This window comes from Riemerella anatipestifer ATCC 11845 = DSM 15868, from assembly GCF_000252855.1.
Taxonomy (GTDB): domain Bacteria; phylum Bacteroidota; class Bacteroidia; order Flavobacteriales; family Weeksellaceae; genus Riemerella; species Riemerella anatipestifera.
The window spans coordinates 1,845,534-1,864,771 of sequence record NC_017045.1; the positions used below are offsets into that span (position 1 = coordinate 1,845,534).

The 19,238-nt window shown below is 39.9% G+C and carries 12 protein-coding genes and 1 CRISPR repeat array; of the genes, 4 read left to right on the top strand and 8 right to left on the bottom strand.

All coding sequences use genetic code 11. The features are described from left to right. Nucleotides 1-90 precede the first annotated feature (90 nt). The 4 genes from rpoN to RA0C_RS08830 form a co-directional block, all read right to left on the bottom strand. Nucleotides 91-1,560: an RNA polymerase factor sigma-54 gene (gene rpoN, locus RA0C_RS08815; protein WP_004919780.1), complete on the bottom strand. Its 1,470-nt coding sequence runs from the start codon at nt 1,558-1,560 to the stop codon at nt 91-93. Nucleotides 1,561-1,562: 2 nt separating this feature from the next. After that, the gene (gene asnS / locus RA0C_RS08820; protein ID WP_004919778.1) at nt 1,563-3,011 is read right to left on the bottom strand and encodes an asparagine--tRNA ligase; all 1,449 of its coding nucleotides are present in this window, start codon (nt 3,009-3,011) and stop codon (nt 1,563-1,565) included. A gap of 164 nt (nt 3,012-3,175) precedes the next feature. Continuing rightward, nucleotides 3,176-4,456: an acetyl-CoA hydrolase/transferase family protein gene (locus RA0C_RS08825; RefSeq protein ID WP_004919774.1), complete on the bottom strand. Its 1,281-nt coding sequence runs from the start codon at nt 4,454-4,456 to the stop codon at nt 3,176-3,178. Nucleotides 4,457-4,482: 26 nt separating this feature from the next. Then, nucleotides 4,483-5,646, bottom strand: a complete 1,164-nt coding sequence (locus tag RA0C_RS08830) for a homogentisate 1,2-dioxygenase (RefSeq protein ID WP_004919772.1) — start codon at nt 5,644-5,646, stop codon at nt 4,483-4,485. Nucleotides 5,647-6,322: 676 nt separating this feature from the next. Here RA0C_RS08830 and RA0C_RS08835 point away from each other — a divergent pair. The 3 genes from RA0C_RS08835 to RA0C_RS08845 are packed head-to-tail and all read left to right on the top strand — an operon-like array spanning nt 6,323 to nt 9,106. Then, on the top strand, nt 6,323-7,009 hold the full coding sequence (locus tag RA0C_RS08835) for a hypothetical protein (protein ID WP_004919767.1): 687 nt from the start codon (nt 6,323-6,325) through the stop codon (nt 7,007-7,009). Between the two features lie 27 nt (nt 7,010-7,036). Continuing rightward, nucleotides 7,037-8,365, top strand: coding sequence for a C-type lectin-like domain-containing protein (locus tag RA0C_RS08840; RefSeq protein ID WP_004919765.1), 1,329 nt, complete (start codon nt 7,037-7,039; stop codon nt 8,363-8,365). A gap of 21 nt (nt 8,366-8,386) precedes the next feature. Further along, complete coding sequence (locus RA0C_RS08845) at nt 8,387-9,106, top strand: DNA-binding domain-containing protein (protein ID WP_004919760.1); 720 nt, start codon at nt 8,387-8,389, stop codon at nt 9,104-9,106. Nucleotides 9,107-10,041: 935 nt separating this feature from the next. Here RA0C_RS08845 and RA0C_RS10390 read toward each other — a convergent pair. The 4 genes from RA0C_RS10390 to RA0C_RS08860 form a co-directional block, all read right to left on the bottom strand. Then, on the bottom strand, nt 10,042-10,359 hold the full coding sequence (locus tag RA0C_RS10390; protein WP_081107616.1) for a hypothetical protein: 318 nt from the start codon (nt 10,357-10,359) through the stop codon (nt 10,042-10,044). 5 nt (nt 10,360-10,364) lie between these two features. Continuing rightward, nucleotides 10,365-11,259: a CRISPR direct-repeat array (repeat unit 36 nt; unit sequence GTTGTGAATACCCTTCAAAATGAGAGCAGTCCCAAC). 128 nt (nt 11,260-11,387) lie between these two features. After that, nucleotides 11,388-11,924, bottom strand: a complete 537-nt coding sequence (csx28, locus tag RA0C_RS08850; protein WP_004919758.1) for a type VI-B CRISPR accessory protein Csx28 — start codon at nt 11,922-11,924, stop codon at nt 11,388-11,390. Nucleotides 11,925-11,930: 6 nt separating this feature from the next. Further along, nucleotides 11,931-15,218, bottom strand: coding sequence for a type VI-B CRISPR-associated RNA-guided ribonuclease Cas13b (gene cas13b / locus RA0C_RS08855; RefSeq protein WP_004919755.1), 3,288 nt, complete (start codon nt 15,216-15,218; stop codon nt 11,931-11,933). 131 nt (nt 15,219-15,349) lie between these two features. After that, nucleotides 15,350-16,399 (bottom strand): glucokinase, encoded by a 1,050-nt coding sequence (locus RA0C_RS08860; RefSeq protein WP_004919753.1) that lies wholly within the window; start codon nt 16,397-16,399, stop codon nt 15,350-15,352. A 165-nt stretch (nt 16,400-16,564) separates the two neighbouring features. Between RA0C_RS08860 and alaS the strand changes: the two genes are divergently transcribed. Beyond that, nucleotides 16,565-19,168, top strand: a complete 2,604-nt coding sequence (gene alaS, locus RA0C_RS08865) for an alanine--tRNA ligase (RefSeq protein ID WP_013447131.1) — start codon at nt 16,565-16,567, stop codon at nt 19,166-19,168. The last annotated feature ends 70 nt before the right edge of the window (nt 19,169-19,238 follow it).

The window sequence follows — 19,238 nt, forward strand, 5'->3', positions numbered from 1 at the left end:
CGTTTGCGAATATAAGCAAAAAAATATAAACTATTGGATACATAATAAAAATCCTCTTAGTGGTATGCTAAGAGGATGATTGTATGTGGTTTATAGTTCTTTTCTTAATCTTGCTACAGGGATATTTAGCTGGTCTCTGTATTTGGCTATGGTTCTTCTAGCAATGTTGTAGCCTTTGTCTTTAAGAATTTTAACTAAAGCATCATCAGTATAGGGTTTTCTTTTGTTCTCGTTATCTACTACTTCTTGTAAGAACGTTTTAATTTCTTTGGTAGAAACTTCCTCACCATCTTCGTTGGTTAGGCTGTCAGAGAACAAATCTTTAAGTAGTACAATGCCGTTTGGCGTATCTGCATATTTACTCTTGACTACTCTAGAAATGGTAGAAATATCAAATCCTGTAATGTCTGCAACATCTTTTAAAATCATTGGTTTTAAGGATTTGTCATCACCCGTTAAGAAATACTCGTGTTGTAGTTTTACAATAGCAGAAATGGTTTGCATTAAAGTATTTTGCCTTTGGTTGATGGCATCTATGTACCACTTAGCTGCATCTAGTTTTTGTTTGATGAATAGTGCCGCTTGTTTGTGGTCTTTAGACTCTTTATCGTGAGAATAAGTGTCTAAAATATCACGATACTCACTAGAAACCCTTAGTTGTGGTGCATTTTTGCTATTGAGTAGAGGAGTTACTTTATTATCTTTAACCTGAATAGTGAAATCAGGAATAATCTCTTGGTTGATGGTAATGGTTTGTGTATCAAAGTTACCACCCAAACGAGGTGAAAGATTACTGATTTCGTCTAAGGCTTCTTTTAATTCTTCCTCTGAGCAGTCTAGCCTTTGCATTATTTTTTTGTAATGCTTATTGGTAAGTGCTTCAAACTGAGTTTTAAGAATTTCCTCTGCGAGTTCTGTGTTTTTGTTAGGTGCGGTTTGCAGTTTAGAACGGATTTGTAATAGCAAACACTCCTGTAAATCTCTAGCACCTACTCCTGGAGGGTCAAGTTTTTGTACTCTGTTAAGGAGAATTTCTTCCACTCTTTCTTCCGTGGTATAAATTCCTTGCGAGAAAGCTAAATCATCTACGATAGCTTTAAGCTCTCTACGAATGTATCCATCATTATCTAAGTTCCCAATAAGATATTCGGCGATTGCCAACTCTTCTCCAGAGATGTGTCTTAGTCTGATTTGCTCTATCAGATAGTCATAGATGGTTTGTCCTTCGGTGAGTACACTTTGTTGGTCAAACTCTTCATCATCAGGAGAGTAGTTGCTAGACGCTGTTTTGTAAGACGGTTCATCGTCAAACAAGTATTCATTTACATCAAAATCTGTTTCTATGCTATCAGAATCCTCATCGTTTAGTTTGTCTAATTCTGAGAATTCTTCTCCATAATCGGCTTCTTCTTCTACCTTTTCCAAGGCAGGGTTTTCCTCTAGCTCTCTTTCTAACTCTTCTTCAAAATCAAGAGTGTGCAGCTGTATCAGTTTCATCAGCTGTATTTGTTGAGGCGCGAGTTTCTGCCCTAGTTTGAGTTGTAAATTTTGCTTTAGCATGATTAAAATTCAGCGTTTTTAGGTGTTCTAGGGAATGGGATTACATCACGAATGTTCGTCATTCCAGTTACAAACAGCACCAATCTTTCTAGTCCTAAACCAAACCCAGCGTGAGGTACAGAACCGAATTTTCTAGTATCTAGATACCACCATAATTCGTGTTCATCTACATTCATGTCTGCCATTTTTTGTTTTAGAACTTCTAGACGCTCTTCTCTCTGTGAACCTCCAATGATTTCTCCAATACCAGGGAAAAGCACGTCCATTGCCGCCACTGTTTTTTGGTCTTCGTTAAGACGCATATAAAAGGCTTTGATTTCTTTAGGGTAATCAAATAAAACCACAGGACATTCAAAATGTTTCTCTACGAGATAACGCTCGTGCTCCGACTGGAGGTCTGCTCCCCATTTTTCCACAGGGAACTGGAATTTTCCTTTTTTATTGTCTTTAGAATTGAGTAGTATTTCTATCGCTTCTGTATAGCTTACACGCTTAAAGCGTTTTTTTACTACATTTTCTAGTTTTTCTATTAGACCTTCTTTCGCTCTATCCTTTTCAGGTTTTTGTTTTTGCTCTTCAGCAAAGCGTTTGTCTAGTAGCTCTAAATCATCTTTACAATGGTCTAGTACATACTGGATAACATACTTTAAGAAAGATTCTGCTAAATCTATGTTGTCTTCTAAATTATTGAAAGCCACTTCAGGCTCTACCATCCAGAATTCGGCTAAGTGTCTTGTAGTATTAGAGTTTTCTGCACGGAATGTAGGTCCAAAAGTATAGACTCTCCCAAGCCCCATTGCTGCAGTCTCGGCTTCTAGCTGTCCAGATACGGTAAGATTCGTTTTCTTACCAAAGAAATCTTGTGTATAATCTACCTCTCCGTCTTCGTTTTTAGGAACCTTATTAAGGTCAAAGTTGCTCACTCCAAACATTTCTCCAGCACCTTCGGCATCAGCCCCTGTAATGATAGGCGTATTGATGTAGAAAAACTGGTTTTGGTTAAAGAATTGGTGAATGGCAAAACTCACGGCACTTCTCACACGGAACACCGCACCAAACAGATTAGTTCTGAAACGAAGGTGTGCTTGTTCTCTTAGCTTTTCTAGAGTGTGTCTTTTAGGCTGAAGTATGGTAGATTGTAATTCTTCGGATAGGTTTTCTCCTAGTAATTCTATTTTTTTAGCAATAATCTCTACCGACTGCCCCGCCCCTTGGCTTTCTACCACTTCGCCTGTTACTTTTAGCGATGAAGCGGTGTGGATATTTTTAATAATCTCATCATCAAACTTCTCAAAATCTACTACGATCTGGAGGTTGTTAAGCGTAGAACCGTCATTAAGAGCAATAAACCTGTTTGAACGGAATGCTCTTACCCAACCTTCTATGGTAATGTCGTGATGAAGAATAGTTTTATAGTTTGATAAAATATCTTTTATAGTTTGTTTTTCCATTGTATAATATGCTGTTTAGGTGCAAAGATAAAAAAAAGGTTTCATTCTAGGAGGGTTTAAAAATGACAAATCTCCATTTAGAAAATTGGGGTAATGCTTTCATAATAAAAAGCCTTCCCTTGTCTTGTGGGGAAGGCTTTAGTATCGTTTCTTAACGGAGTTTATTACAGCTCTACTTTGAATCTTTCAAATGCTGCTTTATCTAACATCTCTCTATCATCAGGGTGAGCAATTTCTATAAGCGCTTTAGCTCTTTCTCTAAGGCTCTTTCCGTAAAGGTACGCCGTACCATATTCTGTAATCACATAGTGGATATGCCCTCTTGTAGTTACCACACCAGCCCCTGGTTTTAGTAGAGGAACAATTCTAGGCACCCCTTTTTTAGTACGAGAAGAAATGGCGATGATAGGCTTACCACCTTCACTTAGAGCGGCTCCTCTCATAAAGTCCATCTGTCCACCAATACCACTGAATTGGTAAGTCCCAATAGAGTCGGCACAAACTTGCCCTGTTAAATCTACCTCTATGGCAGAGTTAATCGCCGTCATTTTTTGGTTCTTCATAATTTCGATAGGGTGGTTCACCTTTAATACATCTAGGAACGCAATAGACGGGTTGTCATTGATGAAGTCATACAATCTTTTAGTACCGAAGCAGAAACTTGTAATGGTGCGGTTCTCGTGAGCTCCTTTGTATTTGTTATTGATGACATCATTCTTAATTAAATCTATTACCCCATCACTCAACATTTCTGTGTGTATCCCTAAATCTTTATGGTTGGCAAGGCACTGTAATACCGCATCTGGTATAGTACCTATCCCCATTTGTAGGGTAGATCTGTCGTCTATAAGCTCGGCAACATTCTTTCCTATTTGGCGTTCTACATCGGTTACTTTAGAGCCATAGTCTATGGTTAAAAGCTCCTCTTCGTGCCAAATCATTTTGTCTATCCTTTGTACATGTATCATACCATCTCCGTGGGTTCTTGGCATTTTAGGGTTTACCACTGCAATAATGCTCTTGGCACTATCTATGGCACTTCTAGCCACATCTATAGAAGTCCCTAAAGTACAGTAGCCGTGCACATCAGGAGGTGATACCGTAACGATAGCCACATCTAGCGGAAGCACCTTATTTTTGAACAACAACGGAATTTCACTCAAGAACACAGGAACAAAATCTCCTCTCCCGCAGTTTACCGCTTCTCTTACTGGCGTAGATACGAATAAAGACTTAATGTAGAAGCTGTCTTTGTACTGTGGCTTTGCAATCTCCATATTCCCTTGTTGGGTGATGGAAACCACCTCTACATTTCTAAGTCTATCGGCTTGTCTTGCCATTTCATCTATAAGAACATTGGGGGTACAGGCACTACCGTGCAAAAATACACGGTCGCCACTTTTAACGATAGATATAGCCTCTTCGGCTGATACATAATGATGCATTGTATATTATATTTTTAGTTTAAACTTTAGTTATTTTCATCTTCTAGCCAACTGGTTTTGTAGCTGGTGTCTTCTACTTTAATGGCTTCCTCTGTAATCTTAAGCGGACGGAATGGGTCCACCATTACAGCGTACTCTTCGGTGGATTTTTTACCTATGCTTCGCTCCATAGCTCCAGGGTGAGGCCCATGTACAATACCGCCTGGGTGTAGGGTGAAATCCATTAAATCAATATGGTTTCTACTCATAAAGTCGCCTTCGGTGTAGAAGAGTACCTCATCGCTATCGATGTTAGAGTGGTTGTAAGGAGCAGGTATGGCGTCTGGGTGGTAGTCGTAAAGCCTTGCCACAAAAGAGCAAACCACAAAGTTATGCCCTTCAAAGTTCTGATGTACTGGTGGCGGCTGGTGGATACGCCCCGTGATAGGCTCAAAGTTTTTGATGTTGAACTTATACGGATAAAAATAGCCGTCCCAACCTACCACATCAAATGGGTGTGTGGCATAGATAAAATCGGTGATGTGATTTTCTTTCTTTACTTTAATAAGGAAATCTCCCTTTTCATCTATAGGTGGTACAAAAGTAGGGGCTATGATGTCTCTCTCGCAGAACGGCGAATGCTCTAGCAACTGCCCAAACTCATTGCGGTAGCGTTTAGGCGTATAGATAGGGGAGTGGCTTTCTAAAAAGAAGAGTACCGTGTCTTCTGTTTCAAAAGAGATTTGGTAAATCGTCCCTCTAGGGATAATAAGATAGTCGCCTACGGAAAAATCTAAATTCCCTACAAAGGTTTTAAGAACCCCTTTACCTTGATGCACAAACAACAGCTCATCGCACTCTGCATTTTTGTAGAAATAGTCCATAGACTGTTGGGGCTTGGCAAGTCCCATTTTAAGGTCGTTATTAAGGAGTAATACCTTTCTACTGTCTAGGAAATCTTTTTCGGGAGTTACATTCATCCCCTTAAACATTCTAGGGGTAATGTTTTTCTCTACCGCTATTTTGGGCGATACATCTTTAGGAGCTCCTATAGATTTAATTTGAGTGGGTCTGTGGATATGGTATAATAAAGAAGCTATCCCATGAAACCCTTCTGTACCAAAAAGCTGTTCGTAATAGAACTGCCCTTCTTTAGATTTAAAAACGGTGTGTCTTTTTTGTGGAATGTCTCCTAGCTGGATGTATCTCATTGCTACTGTTTTCAGAATTTACTCCAAAAATACGCAAAAATACCGAAACCTAGTGGGTTTTTAAGTGGCAAAATAAGGGAAGAGGTTTAGGCTAAGACCAAAAACTTTTGCAAAAACTTGCACACTTCTGCAAAAGGTTATAAGTTTGCCCTAGTTTTATGACACGCAATATCAGTAACATACAAACAAGTGTAAAAAAGTGCCCCAATTATTTGGTAGTTCCAAATAATTGTGTAAACACACACACACACACACACACAGATAGTTTCGTGGGTATGCGTCCGACTATTTAGAAAATTCTTTAGACTTTTACCGTTAAACCAAAATACCGTTCCGCCAACTTTTGTTGGGGGCTTTTTTCGTTTACACCATTCTAATTTTAGCTTTCATACATACTTGCTAAAAGCACCATTGTTTTGTCTCATAACATGGTCGTTCTTGTTGGGTGCTTTTAGTGTTCAGGGGGAGCGTTACGCTCTTTCTGTTTTAGCCTTCCTCCTCGTTTTGTGTGTGTTGAGAGGGGGGAGGCGTTTTTTTAGGTTAGAGGTGAGATATGAGAGTTTAGAACTTAGTACAGCCTCATCAACCTTTAAACCGAACCTCCAACCTCTAAAATCCAATCTCTAACCTCTATAATCTTAAACAATTAAATATCAACAATTTTAAATTAAATATTATGAAAACAAAGACTACAAAATTAAGTGTATGTGCCTTTTTAGGTTTAGGTTTAATGGCTTATGGTCAGTATGACGGTAAAGTAGGCATCAATGAATCTCAGCCCAAAGCCACTTTGGAAATAAAACCGAATACGGCTAACAGTCTAAGCACAGCTTCTACTGTAGAAGGGGTGCTAATTCCTAGGGTCAGCCGTTTGAGGGCTGCCAACATGGGGACTGGTGTAGCAGAATCTACTTTGCTTTACATTAGCTCTGTGGCAGATGGTACTGCTTCGGGCACCACGGCTAATGTAGATGCTACGGGCTTTTACTTCTTTAAAGGAGGGGTTTGGGTAAAGTTGGGAGCAGAAGCTACTAGTAGCACAGGAGGAGCTACGCTACAATCTATTACTGGTAATATTAGAGAAGTAGCACATGCTAATATTGCAGAATGGAGCGTGCCTAATACTTTTGCTTTAGCACAAACTGGAGACCAGCAAATAGCCCTTCCAGACCCTAAAAAATATATAGGTAAAATAATTTCTGTAAACAATCAGCACAATACTGCATTAGCTTACTCTGGAACCAATCAGCCTAAGAATGTTAACGCTTTGGCTTCTGGCAAAGCCCATATCCTCATGGCAGGATTACAAGATCCAAACGATGAAAATAGTGCTATTTGGTACCTTATCGGCGGTAGCTACTAGCCTAAAATTATCTTAAACTATATCGTTATGAACAAAATCATTTTACTAGGGCTATTAGCTTTTTTTACAGCTAATGCCCAAATTCAAGTTCAAAATCAATCTGCTAATACTATAGGAGGAGAAAATCCCTTTATGGACGCTTCCTACTTTAACCAATTTTCTAATACTCTAGGAAAGGGGTTGTATTTTCCTACTACCAATCTAACCACTTGGGAATTTAAACTCTCCTCAATTGACCCAGGTAAGTTTTCTAACTACTTTGATGGTATGGTGGTGTATAACTCGGGAACAGGGCTTACGGTATCTAATACCGGTAAAGGTGGCAAACAAGTGAGTGTAAGCCCAGGGTTCTACTATTTTAAAAACCCTAACCAAACTTTTCCTACAGGCAGTGTTGCTAATGGGGAATGGGTAAGATTGAGTAGTGACGGAGGGGTATCTACTAATCTCTACACCGCAGATGGCACTCTAGCAGGTAACAGAACGGTAACTCTAGAGGCTAATAATCTAGTATTTAAGGGAGCAGGGAATATAGGGATTGGTACTGATGCCCCAACTACTAAGCTAGATGTGGCTGGAGGGGTAAGAATAGCAGACGGTACCCAAGGTGAGAATAAAGTTTTGGTGTCAGATGCAACTGGAAAAGCCAGTTGGAAAATAATAAACCAAGTACAGAATATTAGTGTAACTTCTACAATTGACCCTAATGTACTAGGATATTTTCCTGACCCTACTAAAACAGTATATACAGCGGCAAGTAGTGTGACTTATAACGGTAAGACTGCTACAAAAGGTCCCCATTTATTAAATTATATAGATCCGTATGGTAACTATCACTCCTACACTACTTATATATCGCCTAATAATATCACATGGTATGAGGCTTATAATATGGCTAAAAACTTAGGAGGGTATTTAGCAACGTTTACAAGTGATGAAGAATGGAAAATTGTTGAAATGGGACTTTTAAATAATAATACCACATTCAATACAGTAGGGGCTTGGATAGGTATGGTAAAATACAGCTGGTATGCCGGTTCGGCATTACAACCCAATCCGGAAATGAAATGGATTACGGGAGAGCAACCTTTTCATGACTATGCTTCGGGTGGTACTTCTGCTGTAAGAAAATCGAATTGGTTTAATACTGGAGAAGTAGGAGGTGGTGTGGAACCAAATAATGATGCCGGTAATGAAGGTTTTGTCCATACATGGCCTAAAGATATAGGGTTCACCAAAACCTATAATGGCTATACTTCTTTACATCCATGGAATGATATTCCTGCAAATCCAGATAATGTAATTGACAGAGCCAATGTAAAAGCCTTTATTATAGAATTTATAGGCCGTCCCTAAAAATTTCAAAACTTATATATTATGAACACTTTAAAAGCATGGTTGCGTCCCAACCTACTCACCAAAGACGACCCTAACGATTTTGTAGCCGTGCCACTTCTAGGTGGTAGCCTCGGCATCACAGAAATCATAGATGCCCTCAAAAAAGAGGGTATGGAGATACAAACCGAAACGGCGGTAGATATTATCACTCGCTTTAACCGCAAAGCCTCAGAGTTGGTACTCAACGGCTATAGTGTAAATACAGGGCTGGTGTATATGCGTCCTGCCATTAAGGGCGTATTTTACGACAAGACTTGGGATAAGGAGAAGCACTCCGTATATGTCAATGTCAATCAAGGCACCGACCTAAGAAAAGCTGCCAACGATACCAAGGTAGAAATCCTAGGCGAGCAGTCCAGCCCAATGAGTGTGTTCAGCATTACCGACAAAGCCACAGGCAAAGCAGATGGTACACTCACCAAAGGCAAGAATGCCGAAATCAAAGGTACTTACATTAAAATAGATGGGGACAACCCTAAAAACGGTATTGTCTTTAAAAACTTAGACACTCAGCAAGAAGTGAAACTCTCAGCAGAGCATATTGTCCTTAATGAGCCGTCAAGGTTACTCATTCTCGTTCCTACAGATTTAGAAGCGGGTAACTATGAACTCAGCATCACCACGCAAAGCAGTAAAGGCACTACCTTACTGAAAGAACCCCGAACCGAAACACTAAGCACGCCTATTACTATTGTGTAGTGTGTTTTTGGCACTTCTAAATAAAGACCGCCCTTCCTTAATGCTAAGGAAGGGCGGTCGCTTTATAAGAGGAAGACACTTCACTGCCTAAGGCGAAGGCTCTTCTCTCGGTAAGGAGAAGAGCCTTCCCTCGTACGAGGGAACCGACTTCGCCTGTACTAAGGAAGTGAGGTATTTTCTGTAATAGAATAAATAGGAAGCAAAATCCCTGCTCTGTACCGTACAGAGCAGGGATTTTTTTATGCCCTTAGGTGTTGTGAATACCCTTCAGAATGATGGCAGTCCCAACACTAGTAAAATAATAACGATATGAGAAATTGTTGTGAATACCCTTCAAATGCTTATGCATTCACAAACTCCGCTGAAAATATAACGAAGCGTGAGCTAAAATGAGAGCAGTCCCAACACAACAGCAATGCAAGAAAGTATAGGAAATGTTGTGAGTACCCTTCAAATGTTACGCATTCACGAACTCCGCTGAAACAACAACAAAGTCGTGAGTAAAATGAGAGCAGTCCCAACTTCGAGGGCGATTAGCTGGACTTAATCGGCGTTGTGAATACCCTTCAAATGCTTAAGTATTCACGAACTCCGCTGAAAATATAACGAAGCTGTGAGTAAAATGAGAGTAGTCCCAACAGACCTAGCAGATGACGGTAAACTAAACGGGTTGTGAGTACCCTTCAAATGTTACGCATTCACGAACTCCGCTGAAAACTTACAACAAAGCTGTGAGCTAAACTGAGAGCAGTCCCAACTTTCTGTGTTTTGTGCTGTAGCCTTAATATGTTGTTAATACCCTTCAAATGCTACGCATTCACGAACTCCGCTGAAACAACAACAAAGCTTGTGAGCTAAACTGAGAGCAGTCCCAACACTCACAACAACTTAAAATACCAAAATAAAGTTGTGAATACCCTTCAAATGTTATGCATTCACGAACTCTGCTGAAAACGACAACAAAGTTGTGAGCTAAACTGAGAGCAGTCCCAACAATCAGACTTAGCAGATACTCGTGAAAAAAGTTGTGAGTACCCTTCAAATGTTACGCATTCACGAACTCCGCTGAAAATACAACGAAGCTGTGAGCTAAAATGAGAGCAGTCCCAACTTGGACGAATAATACGCCATTGTTTAACTCGTTGTGAATACCCTTCAAATGCTATGCATTCACGAACTCCGCTGAAACTACAACAAAGCTGTGAGCTAAAATGAGAGCAGTCCCAACGGAAGGTAGAATTGAATGTTTTCATGATCTGTTGTGAATACCCTTCAAAGTGAGAGCAGTCCCAACATAGCAGTAGAACCATCAAACGCTGTGGCTGTTGTGAATACCCTTCAAAGTGAGAGCAGTCCCAACCGGCAACAAAAGAAGGAGAAGAACAAAGCAGTTGTGAATACCCTTCAAAGTGAGAGCAGTCCCAACAGCAACATATACGAAAATCCAGAAATCTTAGTTGTGAATACCCTTCAAAGTGAGAGCAGTCCCAACTGTGCTTCCTACAACGAGTAGCGTTCCTTTGTTGTGAATACCCTTCAAAGTGAGAGCAGTCCCAACTTAACTAAGTTACCTAGAAGTATAAATGAAGTTGTGAATACCCTTCAAAATGAGAGCAGTCCCAACTCTGCATCTACGAAGGTGATGAGGAAAAGGGTTGTGAATACCCTTCAAAATGAGAGCAGTCCCAACCAATAGGACCTATTATATTTACAACAACAGGTTGTGAATACCCTTCAAAATGAGAGCAGTCCCAACATTTTGAAAATATAGAGGCGATAAGCCTTTGTTGTGAATACCCTTCAAAATGAGAGCAGTCCCAACTAAGAACTTTGTAGATGAAAGTGGTAATCTGTTGTGAATACCCTTCAAACTGAGAGCAGTCCCAACATTCTAAAAGGTACAGAGAATGAAGCTAAAGTTGTGAATACCCTTCAAACTGAGAGCAATCCCAACTCAACCAATTTAATCTGCAACTCTGAAATGGTTGTGAATACCCTTCAAACTGAGAGCAGTCCCAACTGATAGGAATATTTCTTATTCTATTTTTTAGTTGTGAATACCCTTCAAAATGAGAGCAGTCCCAACTCACAAACGGAAAAATATGTTTATTCCGTTGGTTGTGAATACCCTTCAAAATGAGAGCAGTCCCAACTTAGGAGCAAATAAGCTGTATTTATTGGTGTTGTGAATACCCTTCAAATGCTGTGCATTATTGTTATGATAGGGTATTGTCTTTTTTGGGTGCTTGTTTTATCTCGATGTTTCAAAGAACGCTTTTCTTTACAACGCTTTTAAATCGCGTTGTTCTATTTTTAGGCATTGCCTAATGCTTTGGCTCAACTTATGATGCAGCACCTTCATTCTGGTAGCCGCCTCTTCGTTTTTTAGTCGGAACTCCGCCTCGGTGCTGTTTTGCTCTGCAAGTAGGAGCTTATGAACGATACTACGGTACTCAAAAAACTTTTTGGTGACTTCCTCAGATAAGAAGAGCCCACAGCCCTCCCCATAAAATAGTTCTGGGAGCTCCCTTAGAAAGGCTTGGGCATTGGCTCGGTTAATATAATGAATTTTATCCTTTTGCCCTTTGGGAACTTCCCATTTTAAGAGGTTTTTGGGGTTGTCTTGGTCGGTCATATACGCCAGCAGACGGTACATCTGCTTATGGGCATGGAGTATATCCTCGTACTTTTGGCGTTCAATGTTGCCCTTAAGCTCTTGCCTAATCTTACGGGACAACACAATGGTAGATACAATGGCAGACACAATGACGGCAATGGTAGGAGTTACTATTTTTAAAACTTCTAATATCCAATACATACTATTCTAAATTTGAGATTTAACAATTTCGCAATATTCACGCAAGACTTTTAGCAATGCTTCGGCAATGCCTAAGCCGTCTTTTTCTTCGGTGGTTGGCTGGGCAACCGTAAAGAGCGGAATAGGAGCGTGGAGGGCTTCCTTGTAAAAAGGGTATTGGTTATGGCAGAAGGCATTGCGTACCGAGGCGATAAAGGCGATATGCTCGTCCGTAACCATGGATGAAGCAGCATACTCTTTCTTCCATTCTTCCAATAATGCACGAAACTCATTCTCTAAACTGGAGAGACTGGTGTGTTTGTTCAGTAGTTTCTCTTCCAAGCTCAGGGTTTCTTTAAAGGCATCTACCCTTAGCGATTGGTAAATCTCCAACTCCCGCCTTAATCTGAGCTGACTAATCGGGTGCTTTTGGGTATCGTTCTCCTCTTTGATAAAGCTAAACAAACCGTTAAGACGGCGGTCTTTTACCAAGGCTTTAAAGTTCCCCATTTTAAGGGCTTTGGTATGCTCTTCTCGGATATAGACGGTTCTTATCGGTGTTTTATGGTATTGTACTTCCCCAAATGCAGTGGCAGGATAGACTTTTACAGGCAACACCATAGGCAAGGTTTGGTTCAGCGGATTGAGCTTGGCGTCTGCTTCCTGAACATTGACCGCCAAGTTCTCTAATTTGAGCTGGTGGTAGTTCAGATTCAGTTCTTTAAAGTGATTTTTTGTCAGCTCTAAGGTCATCAGCCAAAGCATAACATCTTGGTTTCTGTAGAGCCTAAGTTTCTTCTCCAAATGTTGCCAGCGTTTGTAGAGGAGGTAGTCTTTCCATCGGTCAGAAGTATGCAACTCCAGCCTCTGAGACTCCGTAGGGCTTTGGGGTTTGTTCTGTTGCCAATATTCGTAGTGTTCTTCCCTCTTTAGCAGCGGTGCCTTGGCTTCTAACTTGTACGAAAGGTTGTAAAAACTCTGGTGCTTGTCTTGGTACTTTTCCTTAAAGTACAGTGTAATGGCTCTGGAGATAAAGCCTACTCTGCCGTGTTTTTTAATCTCCTTTCTAATAGGTTTGGATAGCATGAGGTCTTCCGAAAGGGTCTCTCTAATCGCTTCGGTAAACAGCCCTCTTGGCAGACTAATGCCCCCTTGTTCCCAACCTTTAACCAGATTTTTTCTATTCTCTTTCGGTATTTTAAGAAGTAGGCAGTACTGGTACGGCTCCCAAGGTTGGTTTTTGATAGCTTCTAAGAATTTTTCTCTTTGTTCCAGATACTGTTGGTAAAAGTCCACCAGATTCCTACACGCTTTCCAATTGAATTTATTTAGGAACGGGTGCGGGTTGGTATTTCCGATGAGGTTGGTTTGCTTAAAGTAGCCTTCTAGTCTGTTCTTTTCGCCTCCGTACAAGGCTAATGCTCTTCGGATAAACCAAAATTCCGTGCTGTTGGCTTTACTGCTCTTTATAGGTTGGTTTTGAGCATCGTAAGCCACAGGCTGAAATCGCATAAAGTCTTTCACCAGCCAATCAGCCAATACGCCTGTCTTGATGAGCTTTTCTCGTCTCTTTCCGAGCTTTGGAGAGCTTTTTAGTTTGGTGTTGAGGCGGTGGGAGAGCAGCTTGGTTTCGGCTATTAGTTTTTCTATTTTGATTTTGGCTTTTTCCGAAAGGTCGGGTTGTTTATTTTGCAGTAAGCCCAACATTTGTTTTGGAAAGGCGCCTAAAGGAAGGCGACCTTGGTTGGCTTTTTCTAAATCTTCAATCGTGTTGATGCGTTCTTCTTCAAAGTCTTTGTAAATCCTTTGGATATGTCTAACGGTTTCCTTCAACAAGTCTTCCGATTTACCAGTTAAATGCTGGTAGAACATCAGAGGTAACAATTCGTGGACACTGATAAAAGCATGAGCTACAAAACCGGAATTATAGGGATATTTGGCTATGCGGTTGGCACCGTCTTTTATCTCCAACGAAGGGTACAACTCTTTAGAAGTTCCTAAGCGGAAGCCGATTTTGTTATCGGTAATGTGGTAGTGCGGAGTGGTTTTACTAATAAATGGCTGATTGGAAGTCTCTTTATAGTCAAGGTCTTTGGTGAGAGCCTTCCACTCTTGAGGACGATTTATCTCTGTGAAATCTTGTAGCCTACCGAAGCTCAATAGGGTTCGGGTCAGGTGGCGTTTCTCTTGTTCATCGCCTATTTTCTTGTCGTAAATACAGTAATGGTAAGTGCCTAAATCCACTTGAAACCTTATGGACTTAAAAGACTCATTGAGGTCTAAATAGCGTAGAGCAAAATAAGGGAAACGGTCTTGATGTCTGATCAAGGTATCTTTAAAAGGGTTTTGTTCTTCCTCAATTTCGTCCAAAAAGCCATCAGCTTCTACCTGAAAATGTTTTTTATTCTCTTCGGAGAGTTTTTCATAGAGCAGTTTAGGGCAACGGCTCAGTTCAGAAAGCATATCCAAGAGCATTTGGTTATGGTCGTATCGGCTCTCTAACCTTAATTTAGGAAGGAGTATGCGGCTTCTGCAAAACACTTCGGTGGTCATTTTTTCTCTTTGTTTATGACTGGCTTTAAAACCACTGACTTTTTTCAGCATCCAGTAGGCATCGCGTTTATCCAAAAATAGATTAGTGAAAAACAATAGCCCTGATTCTGTAAAAAAGCCGTCTTTTTCGAAGCGGTAGCGGTTGAAGTCAGGGTTGTCTTGCTTGTTTTTACCTTTTCTGTTTAGATGGGCAAAGTCCCGAGTGAGGTTGACGGTAAAGTGGGCTTTGTAGTCCTCTTTTACCATTCGTAAAGAAGCATCAAAGGCTTTGTAAAGATGTTTAAAAATATCTTTTTCTGCATCGGGTTTTTTGTGTTTGTAGTGGCTATAGTAGTTCCTAAGACTGTGGAGTTGATTTACAAGGATTTCCAACGCCTCAATCAATTTGCTTGGATTAAGAGCCTCGGCTTGAGATTGGGCTTCGCTTTCTTTCTCTTTCTGCTGCTCTTTTTGGTGCCCCTTCTTTTTTCCCTCTTTTTTAGGAGGGTGGTAGCACATTGCCGTCAGGAACGGGAAGTGTTTTAGGATAAGTTCCGTTAGTTGGCTCTTTTTGAGTAAATCGTGGTCGTTGTTGAGTATGTTATTCCATGTCTCACAGACAACATCTACGATTTTGTCATCATTTGAAGGGGTCTTAAGCCCCAACTGTTCGTTGATATGGCAGATGGTGATAAAAGCATTATGCCTTGCAATGTTAAGGAAGGCTCCCCAAAAGAACTTGTGTTTCAGTGTGTAAACATTCGGTAGTAAAGGTTTTTCCATAGTTATCTATTTAGTTGCCTAAAGTTAATTATTTTTTCAAAACTTCTATTGTGATTAATATATCTCATCGCCAAAACATAAAAGCACAAAACGAAAGTTCTGTGCTTTTATATTACTTGATGTTATTTATTCTAGTGTTTTCCAAAAGCACCGTAGTAAGCCGCTCCTGTAAGAATGGCGTTCTCATTCTTTAGAAGATAGATAGGGGTACTTTTTAAGATGTTTTCCATTTTGTCGCTAATCACAAAAGTTTGGTAGAAACTTGGCATTTTGAGTAGTGCTTCTATCTTTACCGCAAGGCTTCCTGCTAAAATAAGCCCTCCTGTTGCTTTTAGTTTTAGAACGAGGTTACTCGCTTCTCTAGCAATGAAATCAACATACGCCTCTACGGTTAAAGCACAAGCTCTGTTTTCGCCATTGAGTGCCGCATCTATGATGACTTCGTGGCAGTCCCCTTTCTCTAGTTTTTGTGTAAGCCATTCTGGTTCTTCTTGTCGTCTCATATCTCTTACAAAACGATACACATTGAATAATCCCTCATGAGATAACACTGACTCCCAACTTACGATGCCGTGTATCGCCTTTAAAAAACGATAAAGCTCTAGTTCGTCTTCTGCTCTAGGAGAAAATTCGGAGTGCCCACCTTCGGTTGCAAAAGGGCGTAAACATTCTCCGTCCCAGAACATACCTGCTTCGCCTAAACCTCTCCCAGGAGCTAAAATAGCTACATTACCTTTAGTAGTGCTGCTGTTCTTGTGTAGGGTGCAGAAGTCTTTATCTTCCGTACCTTTAAGTCCGTAGGCCATTGCTTCTAAGTCGTTGATAAGCGTAATGTGTTCTACTTCGGTTCTACTTCTAATGAGTTCTATATCTAAATCAAAAGGAAGGTTTTCGGTAGTGCATTTGCCATTTAAAACAGGACCTGGTACTGCTATAGAAATTCTAGAGGGTTTGCTTAAACCATACTCTTCTAAGAAAAGGTTTAGAATATCACTAAAAAGCCCAAAATCTTGGGTATTGTACTCTTTTTTAGCTTTTAATTCTAATTTTCCGTTCTCAGAAACATAGTAGCCTAAGGTAGTGTCCTTCTGTTTTACATCGGTCGCAACGAGGCTTATGTTTTGGTTTTCAGTTGATTTTTCTCCAGGTAAATGGAGCGGGAATTTATTTTGAAAAGGCATATCTAATATGTTTTAAGTGAGGTTTCAAATATAACAGAATATTTTGTTTTATGAAAATAAAAGTAAGAGGACTAATTTTCAGTATTGTAAGTTGGTGCTAATAGCACTGTTTTATATGATTTTTGTGTAAATTTGCCAACGATTGTAATTTAGATAGTATATATAATGACTTCACAGCAGATAAGACAGGCTTTTTTAGATTTTTTTAAAAGTAAAGAACACCTTATAGTGCCTTCCGCACCAATAGTATTGAAAGACGACCCTACACTGATGTTTTCTAATTCTGGAATGACGCAGTTTAAGGATTATTTTTTAGGCTACAAAACACCTAAAGCTCCTAGAATTGCAGATACACAAAAATGTTTGCGTGTGTCTGGGAAGCATAACGACTTAGACGATGTGGGGAGAGATACCTACCACCACACAATGTTTGAAATGCTAGGCAACTGGTCTTTTGGAAACTACTTTAAAAAAGAGGCAATTGTTTTTGCGTGGGAGCTACTTACGGAGGTTTATAAAATCCCAAAGGAAAACTTATATGTTACCATTTTTGAAGGTGATGCTACCGAAAATCTAGAGAGAGACCAAGAGGCGTACAACTGCTGGAAGTCTTACATTGCTGAAGATAGAATTCTTAACGGAAATAAAAAGGATAACTTTTGGGAAATGGGCGAATCTGGACCTTGTGGACCTTGCTCGGAAATTCATATTGATTTAAGAAGCGAGGAAGAAAAGTCCAAAGTTTCAGGTAAAGATTTGGTGAACCAAGACCATCCGCAGGTTGTAGAAGTATGGAACCTCGTATTTATGGAGTTTAACCGCAAAGCTGATGGTAGCTTAGAGAAACTTCCTGCTCAACATGTAGATACAGGTATGGGCTTCGAAAGGTTATGTATGGCACTACAAGGTAAAACTTCTAATTATGATACTGATGTCTTCACGCCTTTAATTGCTAAAGTAGAGCAACTTTCTCAAAAAAAGTACGAAGGCTTATTAGACAATGAGAAAGATATTGCAATAAGAGTGGTAGTGGACCATATCCGTGCGGTATCTTTTGCTATTGCTGACGGTCAGTTGCCGTCTAATACGGGGGCAGGCTATGTTATCAGAAGAATTTTACGCCGTGCCATTTCTTACTCGTACCGTTTCTTAGATATGAAAGAGGTGTTCTTGTACGAACTTGTGGCAGTGCTTAAAAATCAAATGGGAGCATTTTTCCCAGAGATAGAAAAGCAAGAGAAACTGGTTACAGAAGTGATTAAGGAGGAGGAAAACTCATTCCTTAAAACCATAGAACACGGCTTAGTAAGGTTAGAAAATATTATTCAAGAAACGCTTAAAAAGGGTGAAAAGACTTTACCTGGAGCAGAAGTTTTTGAGCTGTATGATACTTATGGTTTCCCTGCGGATTTGTCTAGAATTATAGCAGAGGAAAAAGGACTTACCGTAGATGAAAAGGGCTTTGATGAGGAAATGGAGAAACAAAAGCAGCGTTCTAAAAAGTCTTCGGCTCAGAAAGTGTACGATTGGGTTACTTTAAAAGATGAAACGGAGTCTTTTGTAGGTTATGACCAGTTAGAACATAAGGTGTTCATCACGAGGTACCGAAAACTGGAAAATAAAGACGGTGTATTCTACCAAGTGGTGTTTAACCAAACACCGTTCTATGCAGAAGGTGGGGGACAAGTAGGAGATAAAGGTTATATAGAAAGTGAGGAAGGTCAGTTTGAAGTATTAGACACCAAAAAGGAGAATAACCTTAATATTTCCCTTATTAAAGATTTGCCACAAGCACCAGAGAAAGAGTTTACAGCGGTTGTGGATAGCAGATTGCGTAGAAATACACAAGCTAACCACTCTGCTACACACCTTTTACACGAGGCTCTTAGAGAAGTTCTAGGAACTCATGTGGAGCAGAAAGGTTCTTTTGTGGGAGCAGATTATTTGAGATTTGATTTTTCTCACTTCAGTAAAATGTCCGATGAGGAGATTGCTTTAGTGGAAGAAAAAGTAAACGCTAAAATTAAAGAGAATATTAGCTTACAAGAGTACAGAAATATCCCAATACAGGAAGCTCTAGACAAAGGAGCAATGGCTCTTTTTGGAGAGAAATATGGAGATAATGTCAGAATGATTCAGTTTGGAAGTTCTAAAGAATTGTGTGGTGGTACTCACGCTAAATCTACAAGTGAGATAGGTTTGTTCAAAATTGTTTCCGAAAGTTCTACTGCGGCAGGTATTCGTAGGATAGAGGCTATCTCTTCCGAAAAAGCAAATGCCTATTTTAAAGAGTTGGAGGAGCAAATGACTCAACTGTCTCTTGCATTAAAAACTAAAGATGTTCAGAAATCAGTAGAAAAGTTGTTGGAGGAAAATCAGAAGTTGAAATCAGAATTAGAAGCTATCAAAAAAGAGTTAGCTAAAAATGAAACGGCAGATTGGAAAAATCAGTTTGTTTCTAAAGAGGGTAAGAATCTATTAGTGAAAATGACTTCTCTAGATGCAGCATCAGTTAAAGATATTGTATTTCAGCTTAAAAAAGAGGTGCCTACTTCAGTAATAGTTATCCTTTCTGATGCTAACGATAAGCCGATGATAAGCGTGGGTGTTTCTGACGATTTAGGTGATAGCTATAATGCAGGAGTTATAGTGAAAGAGTTGGCTAAAGAGATACAAGGTGGTGGCGGTGGTAACCCAGGATTTGCCACAGCAGGTGGTAAAAACCTAGAAGGTTTACCAAAGGCCTACGAAAAAGCTCAAAGTTTATAAAAAACAAAAAGGATTGTTCTCTAAGAACAATCCTTTTTTAATTATAGGTATAAAAAAACAGCTAATTAGT

What these genes read in the sequence shown, in the direction of transcription:
- asnS (WP_004919778.1), bottom strand. Translation starts at nt 3,011, where the DNA reads ATGGAAAAACAAACTATAAAAGATATTTTATCAAACTATAAAACTATT.
- rpoN (WP_004919780.1), bottom strand. Translation starts at nt 1,560, where the DNA reads ATGCTAAAGCAAAATTTACAACTCAAACTAGGGCAGAAACTCGCGCCT.
- cas13b (WP_004919755.1), bottom strand. Translation starts at nt 15,218, where the DNA reads ATGGAAAAACCTTTACTACCGAATGTTTACACACTGAAACACAAGTTC.
- RA0C_RS08835 (WP_004919767.1), top strand. Translation starts at nt 6,323, where the DNA reads ATGAAAACAAAGACTACAAAATTAAGTGTATGTGCCTTTTTAGGTTTA.
- alaS (WP_013447131.1), top strand. Translation starts at nt 16,565, where the DNA reads ATGACTTCACAGCAGATAAGACAGGCTTTTTTAGATTTTTTTAAAAGT.
- csx28 (WP_004919758.1), bottom strand. Translation starts at nt 11,924, where the DNA reads ATGTATTGGATATTAGAAGTTTTAAAAATAGTAACTCCTACCATTGCC.
- RA0C_RS08825 (WP_004919774.1), bottom strand. Translation starts at nt 4,456, where the DNA reads ATGCATCATTATGTATCAGCCGAAGAGGCTATATCTATCGTTAAAAGT.
- RA0C_RS08830 (WP_004919772.1), bottom strand. Translation starts at nt 5,646, where the DNA reads ATGAGATACATCCAGCTAGGAGACATTCCACAAAAAAGACACACCGTT.
- RA0C_RS08860 (WP_004919753.1), bottom strand. Translation starts at nt 16,399, where the DNA reads ATGCCTTTTCAAAATAAATTCCCGCTCCATTTACCTGGAGAAAAATCA.
- RA0C_RS10390 (WP_081107616.1), bottom strand. Translation starts at nt 10,359, where the DNA reads ATGAAAACATTCAATTCTACCTTCCGTTGGGACTGCTCTCATTTTAGC.
- RA0C_RS08840 (WP_004919765.1), top strand. Translation starts at nt 7,037, where the DNA reads ATGAACAAAATCATTTTACTAGGGCTATTAGCTTTTTTTACAGCTAAT.
- RA0C_RS08845 (WP_004919760.1), top strand. Translation starts at nt 8,387, where the DNA reads ATGAACACTTTAAAAGCATGGTTGCGTCCCAACCTACTCACCAAAGAC.